Raw genomic sequence first — 15,002 nt, forward strand, 5'->3', positions numbered from 1 at the left:
TACCCTAACCCAATGGACCCAGGGAGCTTAGCAATGAGAGTGCCCCAGTTACTGGCCATCGCACTGTTGGCCATGCCGCTGGCTGCAGCGGCCGCCCCCGAGCTGAATATAGGTGGTTTGTATGACTACCTGGACGGCAACAGAAGTACCCTGCTCAAGAAGGTGCGCAATGGTGGCGACAGCACGGCGTTCGTCAAGGTCAGTGTCGTCGAGCTGGTGTATGACGAAGCCGGTGTAGCGCGGGAGGTCGACACCGAAGGCCTGCCGCTGGAGCAACGCGGCCTGGTGGCCAGCCCCGCCCGGCTGATCGTGCCGGCCAAGGGCATGCAGGCGGTGCGCCTGCTGTACCGCGGCTCGCGGGCCGAAGAACGCTACTTCCGCCTGCGCTTCATGCCCGTGTTGCCAGAGTTGGGTGACGGGTTTGCCGTGGACGAGCAGCAGTCACAACAGTACCGCGACAGCCTCAGGGCAGGCGTCAACCTGCTGGCCGGCTTTGGCTCGCTGCTGTTCGTCAGGCCTGCGCAGGCGCACTACCAGACGCCGGTCAGGCGGGACGGCGGGCAGTTGACCGTGGCTAACGAGGGCAATGCCACCGTCGTGCTTGACCACTTCCGTCAGTGCCGAGCACCGCAGGAGGCTTGTGAACCAGCCACCAAGCATCACTTGCTGCCGGGGCGTAGTCGCCAGTTCGAGGGGGATGCGGCACATGTTCACCAATTCGAGCTTTACGAAGGTGACAAGCGCACGGCCATGGTGGAGCGATGAATGTGTCGATCAAGCACCTGGGATGTACCGGGTTAGGAGCCGCCCTCTGGCTGGTCGCGTCCGTCGCCATGGCACTCGATGTGACGATCTCGGCACAGTATCTGGGAGGAGGAACGGGGCGGTTCGACAACACTACCCCGCCAGGCGGGCTATGTAGCAGTTGGGTCAGTACCTGCAAAAAACGTACTACGGTGACGTTACCCATCACCTATGACAAGAAGACCACCAAGGGCGCTGTCGACCCTCGCGATAATTTCTACGTCGGTTTGCCGACCAAGCGTGAGGTGGATGTGTATCACGACACCACGGGTGAATCACGTCGTTTGGCTTTCGAGTGGACTGCGCTCAGTCAACGTGTACAGACCGGCGGCTCCCTGTACCATCATCCGCTTTACAATCGTACCCTTAACGGTGGGTGCCGTGGCGTAGGGTCCGTGTCCCAGGAGCGTCCTGCCAAAGTCAGTTACCTCTGGGACGTCATCGAGCCGGCAGCCCCTTCTCCCTGTTGGAGCTACAGTCGAACAGCCCCGGAAGGACGGGTGGAAATCGCCTCGGTGCTGGAAACCAGCGTCGCCTATGAAATGACCGTCACGCCGCCTTTTCGCATGCCAAGCGGCATATACCGTGGCAGCGTAACTTACAGCATCGGCCCTGGCGGCGACTTCGACTTCGGCAACGACGTTACTGCCCTCAGTGGCAACAGCCTGACCGTGAACTTTGTGCTTGATGTGCAGCACGCCTTCCTCTTCGAGTTCCCGCCAGGCTCCGAGCGTGCGGTGCTGGAGCCGCCAGGTGGCTGGCAAGCCTGGCTGGCCGGCGGCAAGCCACCGCAGCGGCTCAATCGCGACCTGCCATTCAGGGCCTGGTCGACAGGCCCGTTCAAGGTTTACAAGCTCTGCCAGTACGATGTGGGTCCCGAGTGCGGGATTCGCAACGAGCACAATGATCAGGTGCCAGTACTGGTCGCACTCACGCTCCCAGGGGGTATCCAGCACGCTGGGGGGCAGGTTGAACGCCTTGCCCTGCCAAGCGGCGCTCAGGCGGCGCTGCAGTTCGACGCTGTGACACCGACCCTCAACCGTCGCGGCCAGCTGCATTTCGACGTTGACAGGAGCCAGGTGCAAAACATGCTGAAGCATCCCGGCAGTACTTACACCGGGCAGGTAACCGTCGTCTTCGATGCTGAACTGTAGGCATCACCAACGAGAGAGGCACCATGCACACAGCCCTGGTGGTCGATGACCACCCCTTTATCCGCGCTACCGTCTGCATGCTGTTGCGCCAGCAGCGTGTGCAGGTGGTTGGCCAGGCGGACAATGGCATAGACGCCGTGCGCCTGGTACGCGAGTTGGCGCCGGACCTGGTGATCCTCGACATTGCGATGCCAGGCCTGGACGGGTTGGAAGTGATCGCCCGGATCAAGGCCTGCGGCCTTGCGTGCAAGGTCGTGGTGCTGACCTCGCAACTGGCCGAAGCTTACTCACTGCGTTGCCTGCAGGCCGGTGCCGCAGGTTATGTGGCCAAGACCGATGACCTGGACGAACTGGGCAAGGCCGTCGCTGCCGTGCTGTCGGGCTTCACCTACTACCCTGAAGTGGCGATGAGCTCGGTTTGCAGGCGCGACCTGCGCACCAGTGAAGCCCAGTGCATTGCCAGCCTCACCGACCGTGAATTGACGGTGCTGCTGTACCTGGCCCGTGGCTATGGCAACAAGGCCATCGGTGAAACCATGCTGTTGAGCAACAAGACCATCAGCACCTACAAAACGCGCCTGCTGGAAAAGCTCAGGCTCACTTCGGTCGTTGACCTGGCGGATTTCGCTCGCCGCAATCAACTGATCTGAACGTGCTTTTGCGTGACGCTGAAGCCATGTCGTTGGCGTTGATCCATGTCGTTGCGTGTACTGGTGGTAGATGATGCGTTGATCAACCGCTTGTTGCTGTCACAACAGCTCGATCATCTCGGGCATCAGGTTCAACTGGCCGAGGACGGCGCACAGGCGCTGCGCCTGTGGCTTGGTGGTCATTTTGATGGGGTGATCACTGACTGCAGCATGCCCCGGCTTGACGGGTATGCCCTGGCGCGCGCCATCCGTGAGCACGAGCGGCGCAGTGGCCGGCCACAGTGCCGGGTTATCGGCATGACGGCTACGTTTACACCCGCGGTTCGGGCGCGTTGCCGAACAGCCGGGATGGATGACTGCCTGTTGAAGCCGCTGAGCCTGAAGCGCCTGGTGCAAATGTTGGCCCCGATCAGCCCGGCAGTGCTCGACATTGAACATGTGCAGCGCCTTGTGGGTTACGACAAGGCGGCACTGCACGCGTTACTGGAAGCGTTGCGCACCAGCAACGTTCAAGACCTTCAGCAACTGAGCAAGTTACAGGAGAACGTTGAGGCCTTGGGCCTACTCGCCCATCGCATCAAGGGGGCCGCACGCATCGCCCGCGCCAGGGAGGTGGTTTACCAGTGCGAGTGCCTGGAACGCCGATGTAGCGACAAGACGCTCGCACCCGAAGACCTGAAAAGGGACGTGGAGGCACTTCGCCAAGCGATGCTGTACCTGGATCGCCAACTGGCCTCACACGCCGGGTGGTCAAATCATGCCGAGTAACAAGAGCACCAGCAGAATCACCAGTACCACGCCCACGATGCCCGAAGGGCCGTAGCCCCAGCTGCGCGAGTGCGGGAAGACCGGTAAGCCACCAATCAGCAGAAGGATCAGGATGATGATGAGAATCGTGGTCATGACGGAATCCTTGCGTGGTTGAGGTTCAAGGGCCTTTGACTGCTGGCCTCTTGTAAGTAAGGACCCGCGCCGCTTGTGAAAGATTCCATTTGTGTGCAGCCAAGTGGCCGGAACTGACCATGCAGTCATGCCCCCCCATTCACTACCCTGATGAACCCTGCCTGTGATCCTGGTCTTGATTAGACTCGCTGCACAACCACTTGGAACAAGGCCAGCCACCATGCAAAACCGCATCATGATTACTGGCGCCGGGTCCGGCCTCGGTCGCGAGATCGCCCTGCGCTGGGCGCGTGAGGGCTGGCGCCTGGCGCTGGCCGATGTCAACGAAACCGGCCTGCGCGAAACCTTGGCGCTGGCCCGTGCAGCGGGCGGCGATGGCTTCGTTCAGCGTTGTGACGTGCGGGACTATAGCCAGCTGACTGCCCTGGCCCAGGCCTGCACCGAGCAGTTCGGTGGTATCGACGTGATCGTCAACAACGCCGGTGTCGCCTCGGGCGGGTTCTTCGCCGAATTGTCGCTGGAAGACTGGGACTGGCAGATCGCGGTCAACCTGATGGGCGTGGTCAAGGGCTGCAAGGCCTTTCTGCCACTGCTGGAGCGCAGCAAGGGACGCATCATCAACGTCGCCTCCATGGCCGCGTTGATGCAGGGCCCAGGCATGAGCAACTACAACGTGGCCAAGGCCGGCGTGCTGGCCCTGTCGGAAAGCCTGCTGGTGGAACTGCGCCAGCTGGAGGTGGCGGTGCATGTGGTGTGCCCCTCGTTCTTCCAGACCAACCTGCTGGACTCGTTCCGTGGCCCGAACCCGGCGATGAAGGCGCAGGTTGGCAAGTTGCTGGAAAGCTCGCCGATCAGCGCGGCGGACATTGCCGAATACCTCTACCAGCAAGTCGCTGCTGGCGAGTTCCTCATCCTGCCTCACGAGGCAGGGCGACAGGCCTGGCAATTGAAGCGCCAGGCCCCGGAGCGGCTGTATGACGAGATGGCCGAAATGGCCGTAAAAATGCGGGTAAAAGCCCTGCCGCGATGAATCTTCTGTAGGAGAAGTTACTCAGAAATGTAGGGCTCTTCTGAATCGCAGTGGAGCTATTGAGTAGCCGAATACTTACGCGTCAGGCTCCGTTTTTCCCTTTCGCTGGAGGAACGGAACATGCTGGTAATCGGGCGCGAAGTAGGCGAGATCATCGTGATCGGTGATGACATCCGGATAATGGTGGTAGAGACCCGGGACGGGGTCGTGCGCTTTGGCGTCGATGCCCCGCGTGAGGTGCCGGTGCATCGGGCCGAGGTGTACAAGCGCATCAAAGCGGCGAAGCAGGGCAAGGCCTGACCCGCTACTCCAGTAGCTCACGCGGCACGTCATGCTTGGCCAGCAACTGGCACTGCTGGCTCTCAAGGTCGAACAGGATGAACGCCTGCCCCTTGGCCAATGCCTGGCGTACCCGCAGCACGCGGGTTTCCAGTGGGGTGTCGTCGCCATTGTCGGTGCCGTCGCGGGTGACGAAGTCTTCGATCAGGCGGGTCAGGGTTTCGGCTTGCAGTTGGTCGTAGGGGATCAGCATGGTGGGTGTTGTCTGAGGTAAGTGTGGGCATGCTACGCGAAACATCCGAGATTGGGGGCTGCAAAGCAGCCCTCGGGGCCCTCAGCCTTTATTGCCAACCAGGCTGTCCACCGCCGGCACGCGTGTATCGCTCTCCATCTGCGCATCATGTTCCAGCTGGTGGCTGAAGCGTTCGAGTGAGGCATTGGCCGGTTGCGAGTCGCTGGCGAACACCGGTGGGCTCAGCAGGTACGCCGACAGCAACCGGCTCAACGCCGCCAGGCTGTCGATGTGTGTGCGCTCGTAGCCGTGGGTGGCATCGCAACCGAATGCCACTAACGCTGTACGAATATCGTGCCCTGCGGTCACCGCCGAGTGGGCATCGCTGAAGTAATAACGGAACAGGTCGCGCCGTACCGGCAGGTCGTGATCGCCGGCCAGTTTCAGCAAATGCCGGGACAGGTGGTAGTCGTAAGGCCCCGACGAATCCTGCATGGCCACGCTAACCGCATGCTCGCTGGAGGCTTGCCCAGGGGCTACCGGGGCGATGTCGATACCGACGAATTCACTCACATCCCAGGGCAGGGCGCCGGCAGCGCCCGAGCCGGTCTCCTCGGTGATGGTGAACAGCGGGTGGCAGTCGATCAGCGGCTGGCGGCCGCTTTCCACCACGGCTTTCAGTGCTGCCAGCAGCGCCGCCACGCCTGCCTTGTCGTCCAGGTGGCGGGCGCTGATATGGTCGCTCTCGGTGAACTCGGGCAATGGGTCGAAGGCGACGAAGTCACCAATGCTCACGCCCAATGCCTCGCAGTCGGCACGGGTGGCGCAGTAAGCGTCCAGGCGCAGCTCCACATGGTCCCAGCTGACCGGCATCTGGTCGATGGCGGTATTGAAGGCGTGCCCGCTGGCCATCAGCGGCAGCACGCTGCCACGCACCACGCCCGTGTCGGTAAACACGCTGACCCGGCTGCCCTCGGCAAAGCGGCTGGACCAGCAACCCACGGGTGCCAGAGCCAGGCGACCGTTGTCCTGCAGCTGGCGCACGCTGGCGCCGATGGTGTCCAGGTGGGCGGACACGGCACGGTCGGGGGAGGTCTGCCGGCCCTTGAGGGTGGCGCGGATGGTGCCGCGACGGGTCAGCTCGAAGGGGATGCCCAGTTCGTCCAGGCGTTCGGCCACATAGCGCACGATGGTGTCGGTGAAACCGGTGGGGCTGGGGATGGCGAGCATTTCCAACAGCACGCGTTTGAGGTAGTCGAGATCGGGTTCGGGGTGTCGGTCGGACATGGGTGCTCCTTGGATTTTGTGCTGACCAGACTGGCCCTATCGCCAGCAAGCCAGCTCCCACAGGTCCCCACAGACTTCAAGACCTGGGAGGGCCTCTGGGAGCTGGCTTGCCGGCGATAGGGCCATCAGCGGTTACGTCAAAGGCCGGCTATGCGGAAACAGCAGGTCAATAAAGCGCTCGGCCGTTGGCTGTGGTTCATGGTTGGCCAACCCGGCACGTTCGTTGGCTTCGATGATCACATATTCCGGCTGCCCGGCATCGCGCACCATGAAGTCCAGCCCCACCACCGGTATCTCCAGTGCCCGCGCTGCGCGCACGGCTGCATCGGCCAGCACCGGGTGCAAACGGTCGGTCACGTCTTCCAGGGTGCCGCCGGTGTGCAGGTTGGCGGTGCGCCGCACGGCCAGGCGCTGGCCAGTGGGCAACACGTCGTCGTAGGCAAAGCCCGCCGTACGCAGGGTGCGCTCGGTTTCGTCATCCAGCGGAATGCGGCTTTCCCCCCCGGTCGCGGCCTGGCGTCGGCGGCTCTGGGCTTCAATCAACTGGCGGACGCTGTGCCTGCCGTCGCCCAGCACCTGGGCCGGGTGACGGATGGCGGCGGCCACCACTTCGTAGCCGATCACCACGATGCGCAGGTCGAACCCCGCATGGAAGCTCTCCAGCAGCACGCGGCTGTCGAACGGGCGGGCGTGTGCCACGGCGCGGGTGATGTCATCGATGCAGGTCAGGTTCACCGCCACGCCCTGGCCTTGCTCGCCATCCACCGGCTTCACCACCACCGCGCCATGCTCGTCAAGAAAGGCCAGGTTGTCGTCGGCATTGCCCGCCAGCTGCTGCGCCGGTACCAGCAACCCGGCGTTGTGCAGCGTGTGCCGGGTCAGGCGTTTGTCCTGGCACAGGGTCATGGTCACGGCGCTGGTCAGGTCACTGAGCGATTCACGGCAGCGAATGCGACGCCCGCCCAGGCACAGGGTAAACAGGCCGCCAGCGGCGTCATCGATCTGTACATCGATGCCACGGCGCAGGGCCTCGTCAACGATGATGCGTGCGTAGGGGTTCAACTCGGCCTCAGGGCCAGGGCCCAGGAACAGCTGCTGGTTGATACCGTTCTTGCGCTTGACCGCAAAGGTGGGCAGGTTGCGAAACCCCAGTTTCTGGTACAGGCGCTTGGCTTGGCGGTTGTCGTGCAGCACCGATAAATCCAGGTAGGCCAGACCACGGCTCATGAAGTGCTCGATCAGGTGGCGCACCAGCACCTCACCCACGCCGGGGCGGGTGCAGTGCGGGTCCACCGCCAGGCACCACAGGCTGCTGCCGTGCTCCGGGTCGTCGAAGGCCTTGGCGTGGTTCAGGCCCATGACGCTGCCAATCACCGCGCCGCTGTCTTCGTCCTCGGCCAACCAGTACACCGGGCCACCCAGGTGCCTGGGGGTGAGCAGTTCGGCGTCGACCGGCAACATGCCGCGTGCCTGGTACAGGGTGTTGATGGCCTGCCAGTCGGCCGGGTTCTGTGCCCGGCGTATGCGAAAGCCTCGGAACACTCGCTGAGCGGGGCGGTAGTCGGTGAACCACAGGCGCAGGGTGTCGGACGGGTCGAGGAACAATTGTTGTGGGGCCTGGGCCAGCAACTGCTGCGGCGCCGCCACATACAGGGCGATGTCGCGCTCGCCGGGGCGTTCATCGAGCAGGTCCGCAGCCAGGTCGGCAGGGTTGGGGTAGGTGTGGCCGATCAGCAGCCGGCCCCAGCCGCAATGCACGGCACGCGGCTGGTCGTGGGGCTGGCTGCCATCACCGGCCAGGCGTGCCTGCAGACGCTCATAGGACGGCGTCTGGCCCCGCAGCAGGCGCTGACCGTAAGCGATTTCGTGGGCTTTCATCGGTCAGATTCCTTGTTCGCTCAACCACAGGTTCAGCGCCGCCAGTTGCCACAGCTTGGATCCGCGTAGCGGCGTCAATTGGCCGTGCGGGTTGCTCAGCAGGCGGTCGAGCATGGCCGGGTTGAACAGCCCACGGTCCTGGCTGGGGTCGGTCAGCAGTTCGCGTACCCAGCCCAAGGTGGCGCCTTCCAGGTGCTTCAGGCCCGGCACCGGGAAGTAGCCCTTCTTGCGGTCGATCACCTCATGCGGGATCACCCGTCGCGCTGCCTGCTTGAGCACCTGTTTGCCGCCATCGGGCAGCTTGAAGCGCGCCGGGATGCGCGCCGACAGCTCCACCAGGCGGTAGTCGAGGAACGGCGTGCGCGCTTCCAGGCCCCAGGCCATGGTCATGTTGTCTACGCGCTTGACCGGGTCGTCCACCAGCATCACGGTGCTGTCCAGGCGCAGGGCCTTGTCCACCGGATCACGGGCGCCGGGGCGGGCAAAGTGCTCGCGCACGAAGTCGCCTGCGGCGTCGGTTTCCAGCAGCCAGGGCGCCTGCACGGTGTCGCGGTACTCGGCATGGCTGCGGTCGAAGAACGCGTCGCGGTAGGCCGCATAGGCATCGTCGGCACCGTCCACCTGCGGGTACCAGTGGTAACCGGCGAACAGCTCGTCCGCGCCCTGGCCGCTTTGCACGCCCTTGCAATGCTTGGCCACTTCCCGCGACAGCAGGTAGAAGGCGATGCAGTCGTGGCTGACCATCGGCTCGCTCATGGCGCGGAATGCTGCTGGCAGTCGGTCGATGATCTCGTGTTCGGCGATACGCAACTGATGGTGGCGGGTGCCGTAGTGCTTGGCGATCAGGTCCGAATACTGGAACTCGTCGCCACGCTCGCCGCCGGCATCTTCGAAGCCGATGGAGAAGGTCGACAGGTCGTCCACGCCCACTTCGCGCAGCAGGCCGACCAGCAGGCTGGAGTCGACCCCGCCGGACAGCAGCACACCGACGTCGACGGCGGCACGTTGGCGGATGGCCACGGCGTCGCGGGTGGCGTCGAGCACGCGGGTGGTCCAGCCCTCCAGGTCCAGCTCGCGCTCGTCCGGGTTGGCGCCGTATTTCAGCTGCCACCAGGTCTGGCGCTCCACTTCGCCATGGCGGTCGATACGCATCCAGGTGCCGGGCTCCAGTTTCTGCACATTGGCCAGCAAGGTGCGCGGCGCGGGTACCACGGCGTGGAAGTTCAGGTAGTGGTTGAGCGCGACCGGGTCGAGCACAGGGTCGATATCGCCCCCCTTGAGCAGGGCCGGCAGGGTCGAGGCAAAGCGCAGGCGTTCACCGTTGCGTGACAGGTACAGGGGTTTGACGCCCAGGCGGTCGCGGGCCAGGAACAGGCGCTGGTTGTCACGCTCCCAGATGGCCAGGGCGAACATGCCGTTGAGCTTGGGCAGCAAGGCCGCGCCCCAGGCGTGGTAGCCCTTGAGCAGCACCTCGGTGTCGCCGTCGGACCAGAAGGTGTAGCCCAGGTCCTGCAGTTCCTGGCGCAGTTCGGGGAAGTTGTAGATGGCACCGTTGAACGCCAGTGACAGGCCCAAGGTGTTGTCGACCATGGGCTGTGCCGAGCCATCGGACAGGTCCATGATTTTCAGGCGCCGGTGGCCCAGGGCGATCGGGCCCTGGCTATGGAAGCCCCAGGCATCCGGGCCGCGAGGCGCCAGGTGATGGGTAATGCGCTCTACCGCAGCCAGGTCGGCTGGGCGAGGGGCTTGGTCGATGGGGGTGAAACGCAACTCTCCTGCTAATCCGCACATAAGTCCTTACCGGTTTTTCCGTTGGGGAGGGGGTACCCCGGATCAGGGCACCTTCAGGAACTGACCTGTGTGCTTTTTGAGAGTTTTAGAACAATTTGTTATATGTTTTCGGTTCGCGGCCCAATCGCCGGCAAGCCAGCTCCCACAGGATTACCACAGGCCTGAGCCTTGCGCGATCCCTGTGGGAACTGGCTTGCCGGCGATTGGTCTGCGAAGCAGACCCCCGGCCCGATCACTTGCCTCGAATCAGCTTACGCAGCGCAAACCGGTTCGGATGACAAGCCTCTGCGACAGACCGCGGCAACGGCAGCGGCTCCCCGCACACCCAGGCCGCCACCAACTCGCCACTCAACGGCGCCGTGATCAACCCACGCGAACCGTGCCCACTGTTCACATACAACCCCTCCAGCCAGGGGCAGGCCATCTCCGGCACCTGCCGGGCATCCCGGCCCAGCACTGCATAGGCCTCGGCAAACGCCTGCGCATCAGCCACCGGCCCTACGATTGGCAGGTAATCCGGGCTGGTGCAGCGGAACGCCGCGCGGCCCTGTAACTGCTCAGCGTCCAGCTCGGCCACACCCAGGCGCTGCGCCAGGTCGACGGAGATCTCGTCCAGCAACGTCAGGTTGCCCTGGTGCTCGGCAACCGTCGGTGCCAGGTCTTCGCTGTGGAAATCAAAGCTCGCGCCCAGGGTATGTTCATCCTCGCGCGGCGGCGCAACATAACCCTCCGCGCACACCACGGTGCGTAGCGCCCGGCTGCTGGCATTGGCCGGCAGGCGGGTGATCTGTCCGCGAATACGCTTGAGCGGCAGCTGTGCGCAAGGCTCGAAACGCTGTACCTCGGCGGCCCCGGCGAGGATAACCACGGGTGCGCTGGCCAGCAGGCGGTCACCCGCCGAGGCTTGCCATTGCTCATCGACCTTGCGCAGCTCAAGCACTTCCTGGTGCGTCACCAGCCTGACGCCCGGGTGCAGCAACTGCTGTTGGCACAGCGCCGGTGGATGCACCCAGCCGCCTTCGGGGTAGTACAACCCACCTGCCGGCAAGGCCACCCCGGCGACGGCTTCAGCCTGTTCACGTTGCAGTGATTGCAGCAGGTTGTGGTCGAAGGCGGCGGCCAGCTTGCCCTGGCGCTCAGCTTCCTTGCCATCGAAAGCCAGTTGCAGCACCCCACACGCATCCCAGTCACGACCACGCTGCAGGCGCTCGAGCTGGCGCCGGGTGTAGCCGAAACCGGACAGGATCATCTGCGACAGCGCTGTGCCATGGGCAGACAACTTGAGGTACAGCACCCCCTGCGGGTTGCCCGAAGCCTCTTGAGCCGGAGCGTCGTGGCGTTCCAGCACGGTCACTCGCCAGCCACGCCGGGCCAGGCTGGCAGCGGTTGTGCTGCCCGCGAGCCCGGCACCAATCACCAGGGCCTCGCGCGGCCCAGATGCGGCAGGCGGGCGCGCATACCAAGGCGCGCAGGGGCCGGGCAGGGGGCCGACATAAGCGCCGCTCATCACCTCCCACTTCTTGCCGATGCCCGGCACTTTCTTCATGGCAAAACCGGCTTCGACCAGGCTGCGGCGTACCCAGCCGGTGGTGGTGAAGGTGCCCAGTACGGTGCCTGCGTGCGACAACCGCGCCAGTTGCGCGAACAGTTCCGGGGTCCACATTTCGGGGTTCTTGGCCGGGGCGAAACCGTCGAGGAACCACACGTCAATCTGTGCATCGAGCTGCGGCAGCTGTTCCAGTACATCACCGACCAGCAGCGTCAGCGTGACCCTGCCATCGGCAAACGTGAACTGCTGAAAGCCTTGGTGTACCGCCACATATTGCGCCAGCAGCGGCTCGGTATAGGCGGCAAGCTCTGGCCACAGGCGCACTGCACGGGCCATGTCGTCGTGGCCGAGGGGGTATTTTTCGACACTGACGAAGTGCAGGCGCGCGTTGCTGTGCGCATGTTCGTCAAACAGCTGCCAGGCGCAGAAAAAATTCATGCCGGTGCCAAAACCGGTTTCGCCGATCACCATGCAGGCGTGCGGCTCAAGGTTGGCGAAGCGCTCGGCCAGGCGGGTCTGGCCGAGGAACACATGCTTGGTTTCTTCGATGCCTTCGTTAACCGCGAAATAGACGTCGTCGTATTGCCGCGAATGGGGGCGACCCTGGTCGTCCCAGTCGATCTGGGCGTGCTGGAGGAGGGTGGACATGGTGGGCTCGGTTGCAGCGGATGGCGGGATTTTATGCCATCCGCCTGCTCTGTGGGAGCGGGTTCGCCCGCGAAGAGGGCCTACAGGCAGAAATGAAATCCGCTAGTCTTGCTTATCCATTGAAGGAGCCAGTGCATGTTCGAATCCGCCGAAATCGGCCACAGCATCGACAAGGAGGCTTACGACGCCGAGGTACCCGCTTTACGCGAGGCCCTGCTCGAAGCCCAGTACGAACTCAAGCAGCAGGCGCGCTTTCCGGTAGTCGTGCTGATCAACGGCATCGAAGGTGCCGGCAAGGGTGAGACGGTAAAACTGCTCAACGAGTGGATGGACCCGCGCATGATCGATGTGCTCACCTTCGACCAGCAGACCGACGAAGAGCTGGCTCGCCCGCCCGCCTGGCGCTACTGGCGGGCCTTGCCACCGAAGGGGCGGATGGGCGTGTTCTTCGGCAACTGGTACAGCCAGATGCTGCAGGGGCGGGTGCATGGGGTATTCAAGGATGCCGTGCTCGACCAGGCCATCATGGGCGCCGAGCGCCTGGAGCAGATGCTGTGCGACGAAGGCGCGCTGATCATCAAATTCTGGTTCCACCTGTCGAAGAAGCAGATGAAGGCACGGCTGAAGTCGCTCAAGGATGACCCGCTGCACAGCTGGAAGATCAGCCCGCTGGACTGGCAGCAGTCAGAAACCTACGACCGTTTCGTGCGCTTCGGCGAGCGCGTACTGCGCCGCACCAGCCGCGACTATGCACCGTGGCATATCATCGAGGGCGTCGACCCGAACTACCGTAGCCTGGCGGTGGGGCGCATCCTGCTGGAAAGCCTGCAAGCCGCGCTGGCCAACAACCCCAAGGGCAAGCACAAGGGTAACGTGGCCCCGCTCGGCCGAGCCATCGACGACCGCAGCCTGCTCGGCGCCCTGGACATGACCCTGCGGCTGGACAAATCCGACTACCAGGAGCAGTTGGTCACCGAACAGGCCCGCCTGGCCGGCCTGCTGCGCGACAAGCACATGCGCCGACACGCTCTGGTGGCGGTGTTCGAAGGCAACGACGCCGCCGGCAAGGGCGGCGCCATCCGCCGTGTGGCGGCGGCGCTGGACCCGCGCCAGTACCGTATCGTACCGATTGCCGCGCCCACCGAAGAAGAGCGCGCGCAGCCTTACCTGTGGCGGTTCTGGCGACATATCCCGGCACGCGGCAAGTTCACCATCTTCGACCGCTCCTGGTATGGCCGGGTGCTGGTGGAGCGCGTCGAGGGCTTTTGCAGCCCGGCCGACTGGATGCGCGCCTACAGCGAGATCAACGACTTTGAAGAGCAGTTGGTGAATGCCGGCGTGGTGGTGGTCAAGTTCTGGCTGGCGATTGATCAGCAGACCCAGCTGGAACGTTTCGAGGAGCGTGAGCAGATCCCGTTCAAGCGTTACAAGATCACCGAGGACGACTGGCGCAACCGCGACAAGTGGGACGACTACGTCCAGGCCGTAGGCGACATGGTCGACCGCACCAGCAGCGAGATCGCGCCGTGGACGTTGGTGGAGGCCAACGACAAGCGATGGGCGCGGGTGAAGGTGTTGCGCACCATCAACCAGGCGCTTGAGGCGGCGTTTGCCAAGGACAAGAAGTAATCCTGCATTGGCCCTATCGCTGGCTTGCCAGCGATAGGGCCAATGCAGGCAACACACCCGCCAAGCCATGCCCCGAAAGAATGACCTGATGAATTCTTTTCTCGGCACTCCCCACCGTCGTTACCCTCGAAGCCCGTAGAATTCAACCACCCCCCACCACGGGCTTGATCGAGGACACTATGCACACTACTTCCGGCCGCTGGGGCTATGGCCTGTTCCTGGCGCTTCTGACGGCGCTGCTCTGGGGTATTTTGCCAATCAAGCTCAAGCAGGTGCTGCAAGTGGTCGACCCGATCACCGTCACCTGGTACCGCCTGCTGGTTTCAGGTGGCTTGCTGTTTGCCTGGCTGGCGGCTCAGCGGCGCTTGCCGTCCATACGCAAACTGGCGCCCAAGGGCAAAGCCCTGGTGGCGGTTGCCGTGTTTGGCCTGATGGGTAACTACGTGCTGTACCTGATCGGGCTCAACCTGCTTAGCCCGGGCACCGCGCAGCTGGTGGTACAGATCGGCCCAGTGTTGCTGCTGGTGGCCAGCGTGTTCGTGTTCCGCGAGCGCTTCAGTCTGGGGCAGGGCGTGGGCCTGCTGATTTTACTGACTGGGTTCGGGCTGTTCTTCAACCAGCGCCTGGAAGAACTGCTGACCTCGCTGGGCACCTACACCACCGGCGTGCTGACCATTCTGCTGGCCACCAGCATCTGGGTGTTCTATGCACTGAGCCAAAAGCAGTTGCTGACCGTGTGGCATTCGCAGCAGGTGATGATGGTGATCTACCTCAGTTGCGCCGCGCTGCTCACGCCCTGGGTACACCCGCTGGAGGCGTTGCAACTGACCCCGGTGCAGGGGTGGCTGCTGCTGGCCTGCTGCCTGAACACACTGGTGGCCTATGGCGCGTTCGCCGAGGCGCTGGCGCATTGGGAGGCATCGCGGGTGAGTGCCACGCTGGCGTTGACGCCGCTGGTGACCTTTGTCGCGGTGGCCGTGGCGGCCTTGGTGTGGCCTGAGTATGTGCAGGCTGAGGACATCAATGCCCTGGGGTATGTGGGGGCGGTGACCGTGGTGTTCGGCTCGGCGCTGGTGGCGCTGGGGCCGTCGCTGGTGGCCGGGTGGCGGGCGCGGAAGGCGCGGTTGGCTCAAGTTCACTGATTGCCTGTCCCGGCCTCTTCGCGGGC

Annotated in this window: 14 protein-coding genes; 8 read left to right on the forward strand and 6 right to left on the reverse strand. The window is 63.9% G+C overall.

Annotated features, from left to right (window positions below):
* The first annotated feature begins 33 nt into the window (after positions 1-33).
* The 4 genes from QQL85_RS03430 to QQL85_RS03445 are packed head-to-tail and all read left to right on the forward strand — an operon-like array spanning position 34 to position 3,376.
* Positions 34-765: a molecular chaperone gene (locus QQL85_RS03430; RefSeq protein ID WP_284355190.1), complete on the forward strand. Its 732-nt coding sequence runs from the start codon at positions 34-36 to the stop codon at positions 763-765.
* Complete coding sequence (locus QQL85_RS03435; protein WP_284355191.1) at positions 762-1,958, forward strand: hypothetical protein; 1,197 nt, start codon at positions 762-764, stop codon at positions 1,956-1,958. The genes QQL85_RS03430 and QQL85_RS03435 overlap by 4 nt, the downstream gene beginning before the upstream one ends.
* A gap of 23 nt (positions 1,959-1,981) precedes the next feature.
* Positions 1,982-2,608, forward strand: coding sequence for a response regulator transcription factor (locus tag QQL85_RS03440; protein WP_019096993.1), 627 nt, complete (start codon positions 1,982-1,984; stop codon positions 2,606-2,608).
* A gap of 45 nt (positions 2,609-2,653) precedes the next feature.
* Positions 2,654-3,376, forward strand: a complete 723-nt coding sequence (locus tag QQL85_RS03445; protein WP_284355192.1) for a response regulator — start codon at positions 2,654-2,656, stop codon at positions 3,374-3,376.
* Here QQL85_RS03445 and QQL85_RS03450 read toward each other — a convergent pair.
* Positions 3,359-3,511, reverse strand: coding sequence for a DUF3309 family protein (locus QQL85_RS03450; RefSeq protein WP_012271016.1), 153 nt, complete (start codon positions 3,509-3,511; stop codon positions 3,359-3,361). The two genes, QQL85_RS03445 and QQL85_RS03450, sit on opposite strands and share 18 nt — an antisense overlap.
* A 220-nt stretch (positions 3,512-3,731) precedes the next feature.
* On the opposite strand from QQL85_RS03450, the gene QQL85_RS03455 reads away from it, so the two are divergent.
* Both QQL85_RS03455 and csrA read left to right on the forward strand, forming a co-directional pair.
* Positions 3,732-4,541, forward strand: a complete 810-nt coding sequence (locus QQL85_RS03455) for an SDR family oxidoreductase (RefSeq protein WP_284355193.1) — start codon at positions 3,732-3,734, stop codon at positions 4,539-4,541.
* Between the two features lie 120 nt (positions 4,542-4,661).
* Entirely contained in the window at positions 4,662-4,841 is a 180-nt protein-coding gene (gene csrA, locus QQL85_RS03460) for a carbon storage regulator CsrA (protein WP_019096990.1), read from the forward strand.
* Between the two features lie 4 nt (positions 4,842-4,845).
* On the opposite strand, the gene QQL85_RS03465 is transcribed toward csrA, so the two are convergent.
* From QQL85_RS03465 to mnmC, 5 genes are all read right to left on the reverse strand, one after another.
* Complete coding sequence (locus QQL85_RS03465; protein ID WP_004575803.1) at positions 4,846-5,073, reverse strand: YheU family protein; 228 nt, start codon at positions 5,071-5,073, stop codon at positions 4,846-4,848.
* Positions 5,074-5,154: 81 nt separating this feature from the next.
* On the reverse strand, positions 5,155-6,339 hold the full coding sequence (locus tag QQL85_RS03470; protein WP_284355194.1) for an osmoprotectant NAGGN system M42 family peptidase: 1,185 nt from the start codon (positions 6,337-6,339) through the stop codon (positions 5,155-5,157).
* 132 nt (positions 6,340-6,471) lie between these two features.
* On the reverse strand, positions 6,472-8,217 hold the full coding sequence (ngg, locus tag QQL85_RS03475; protein WP_284355195.1) for an N-acetylglutaminylglutamine synthetase: 1,746 nt from the start codon (positions 8,215-8,217) through the stop codon (positions 6,472-6,474).
* Between the two features lie 3 nt (positions 8,218-8,220).
* Entirely contained in the window at positions 8,221-10,008 is a 1,788-nt protein-coding gene (locus QQL85_RS03480; protein WP_284355196.1) for an N-acetylglutaminylglutamine amidotransferase, read from the reverse strand.
* A 232-nt stretch (positions 10,009-10,240) separates the two neighbouring features.
* Positions 10,241-12,205: a bifunctional tRNA (5-methylaminomethyl-2-thiouridine)(34)-methyltransferase MnmD/FAD-dependent 5-carboxymethylaminomethyl-2-thiouridine(34) oxidoreductase MnmC gene (gene mnmC, locus QQL85_RS03485; protein ID WP_284355197.1), complete on the reverse strand. Its 1,965-nt coding sequence runs from the start codon at positions 12,203-12,205 to the stop codon at positions 10,241-10,243.
* Between the two features lie 135 nt (positions 12,206-12,340).
* Between mnmC and pap the strand changes: the two genes are divergently transcribed.
* Positions 12,341-13,834: a polyphosphate:AMP phosphotransferase gene (gene pap / locus QQL85_RS03490; RefSeq protein ID WP_284355198.1), complete on the forward strand. Its 1,494-nt coding sequence runs from the start codon at positions 12,341-12,343 to the stop codon at positions 13,832-13,834.
* 179 nt (positions 13,835-14,013) lie between these two features.
* Positions 14,014-14,976, forward strand: coding sequence for a DMT family transporter (locus QQL85_RS03495; RefSeq protein ID WP_284355199.1), 963 nt, complete (start codon positions 14,014-14,016; stop codon positions 14,974-14,976).
* Positions 14,977-15,002: the final 26 nt, after the last annotated feature.

The organism is Pseudomonas putida (genome assembly GCF_030159595.1).
Lineage (GTDB): Bacteria > Pseudomonadota > Gammaproteobacteria > Pseudomonadales > Pseudomonadaceae > Aquipseudomonas > Aquipseudomonas putida_AC.

What these genes read in the sequence shown, in the direction of transcription:
- QQL85_RS03480 (WP_284355196.1), bottom strand. Translation starts at nt 10,008, where the DNA reads ATGTGCGGATTAGCAGGAGAGTTGCGTTTCACCCCCATCGACCAAGCC.
- QQL85_RS03440 (WP_019096993.1), top strand. Translation starts at nt 1,982, where the DNA reads ATGCACACAGCCCTGGTGGTCGATGACCACCCCTTTATCCGCGCTACC.
- QQL85_RS03455 (WP_284355193.1), top strand. Translation starts at nt 3,732, where the DNA reads ATGCAAAACCGCATCATGATTACTGGCGCCGGGTCCGGCCTCGGTCGC.
- QQL85_RS03435 (WP_284355191.1), top strand. Translation starts at nt 762, where the DNA reads ATGAATGTGTCGATCAAGCACCTGGGATGTACCGGGTTAGGAGCCGCC.
- QQL85_RS03465 (WP_004575803.1), bottom strand. Translation starts at nt 5,073, where the DNA reads ATGCTGATCCCCTACGACCAACTGCAAGCCGAAACCCTGACCCGCCTG.
- QQL85_RS03495 (WP_284355199.1), top strand. Translation starts at nt 14,014, where the DNA reads ATGCACACTACTTCCGGCCGCTGGGGCTATGGCCTGTTCCTGGCGCTT.
- mnmC (WP_284355197.1), bottom strand. Translation starts at nt 12,205, where the DNA reads ATGTCCACCCTCCTCCAGCACGCCCAGATCGACTGGGACGACCAGGGT.
- pap (WP_284355198.1), top strand. Translation starts at nt 12,341, where the DNA reads ATGTTCGAATCCGCCGAAATCGGCCACAGCATCGACAAGGAGGCTTAC.
- QQL85_RS03470 (WP_284355194.1), bottom strand. Translation starts at nt 6,339, where the DNA reads ATGTCCGACCGACACCCCGAACCCGATCTCGACTACCTCAAACGCGTG.
- QQL85_RS03445 (WP_284355192.1), top strand. Translation starts at nt 2,654, where the DNA reads ATGTCGTTGCGTGTACTGGTGGTAGATGATGCGTTGATCAACCGCTTG.
- QQL85_RS03450 (WP_012271016.1), bottom strand. Translation starts at nt 3,511, where the DNA reads ATGACCACGATTCTCATCATCATCCTGATCCTTCTGCTGATTGGTGGC.
- ngg (WP_284355195.1), bottom strand. Translation starts at nt 8,217, where the DNA reads ATGAAAGCCCACGAAATCGCTTACGGTCAGCGCCTGCTGCGGGGCCAG.
- csrA (WP_019096990.1), top strand. Translation starts at nt 4,662, where the DNA reads ATGCTGGTAATCGGGCGCGAAGTAGGCGAGATCATCGTGATCGGTGAT.
- QQL85_RS03430 (WP_284355190.1), top strand. Translation starts at nt 34, where the DNA reads ATGAGAGTGCCCCAGTTACTGGCCATCGCACTGTTGGCCATGCCGCTG.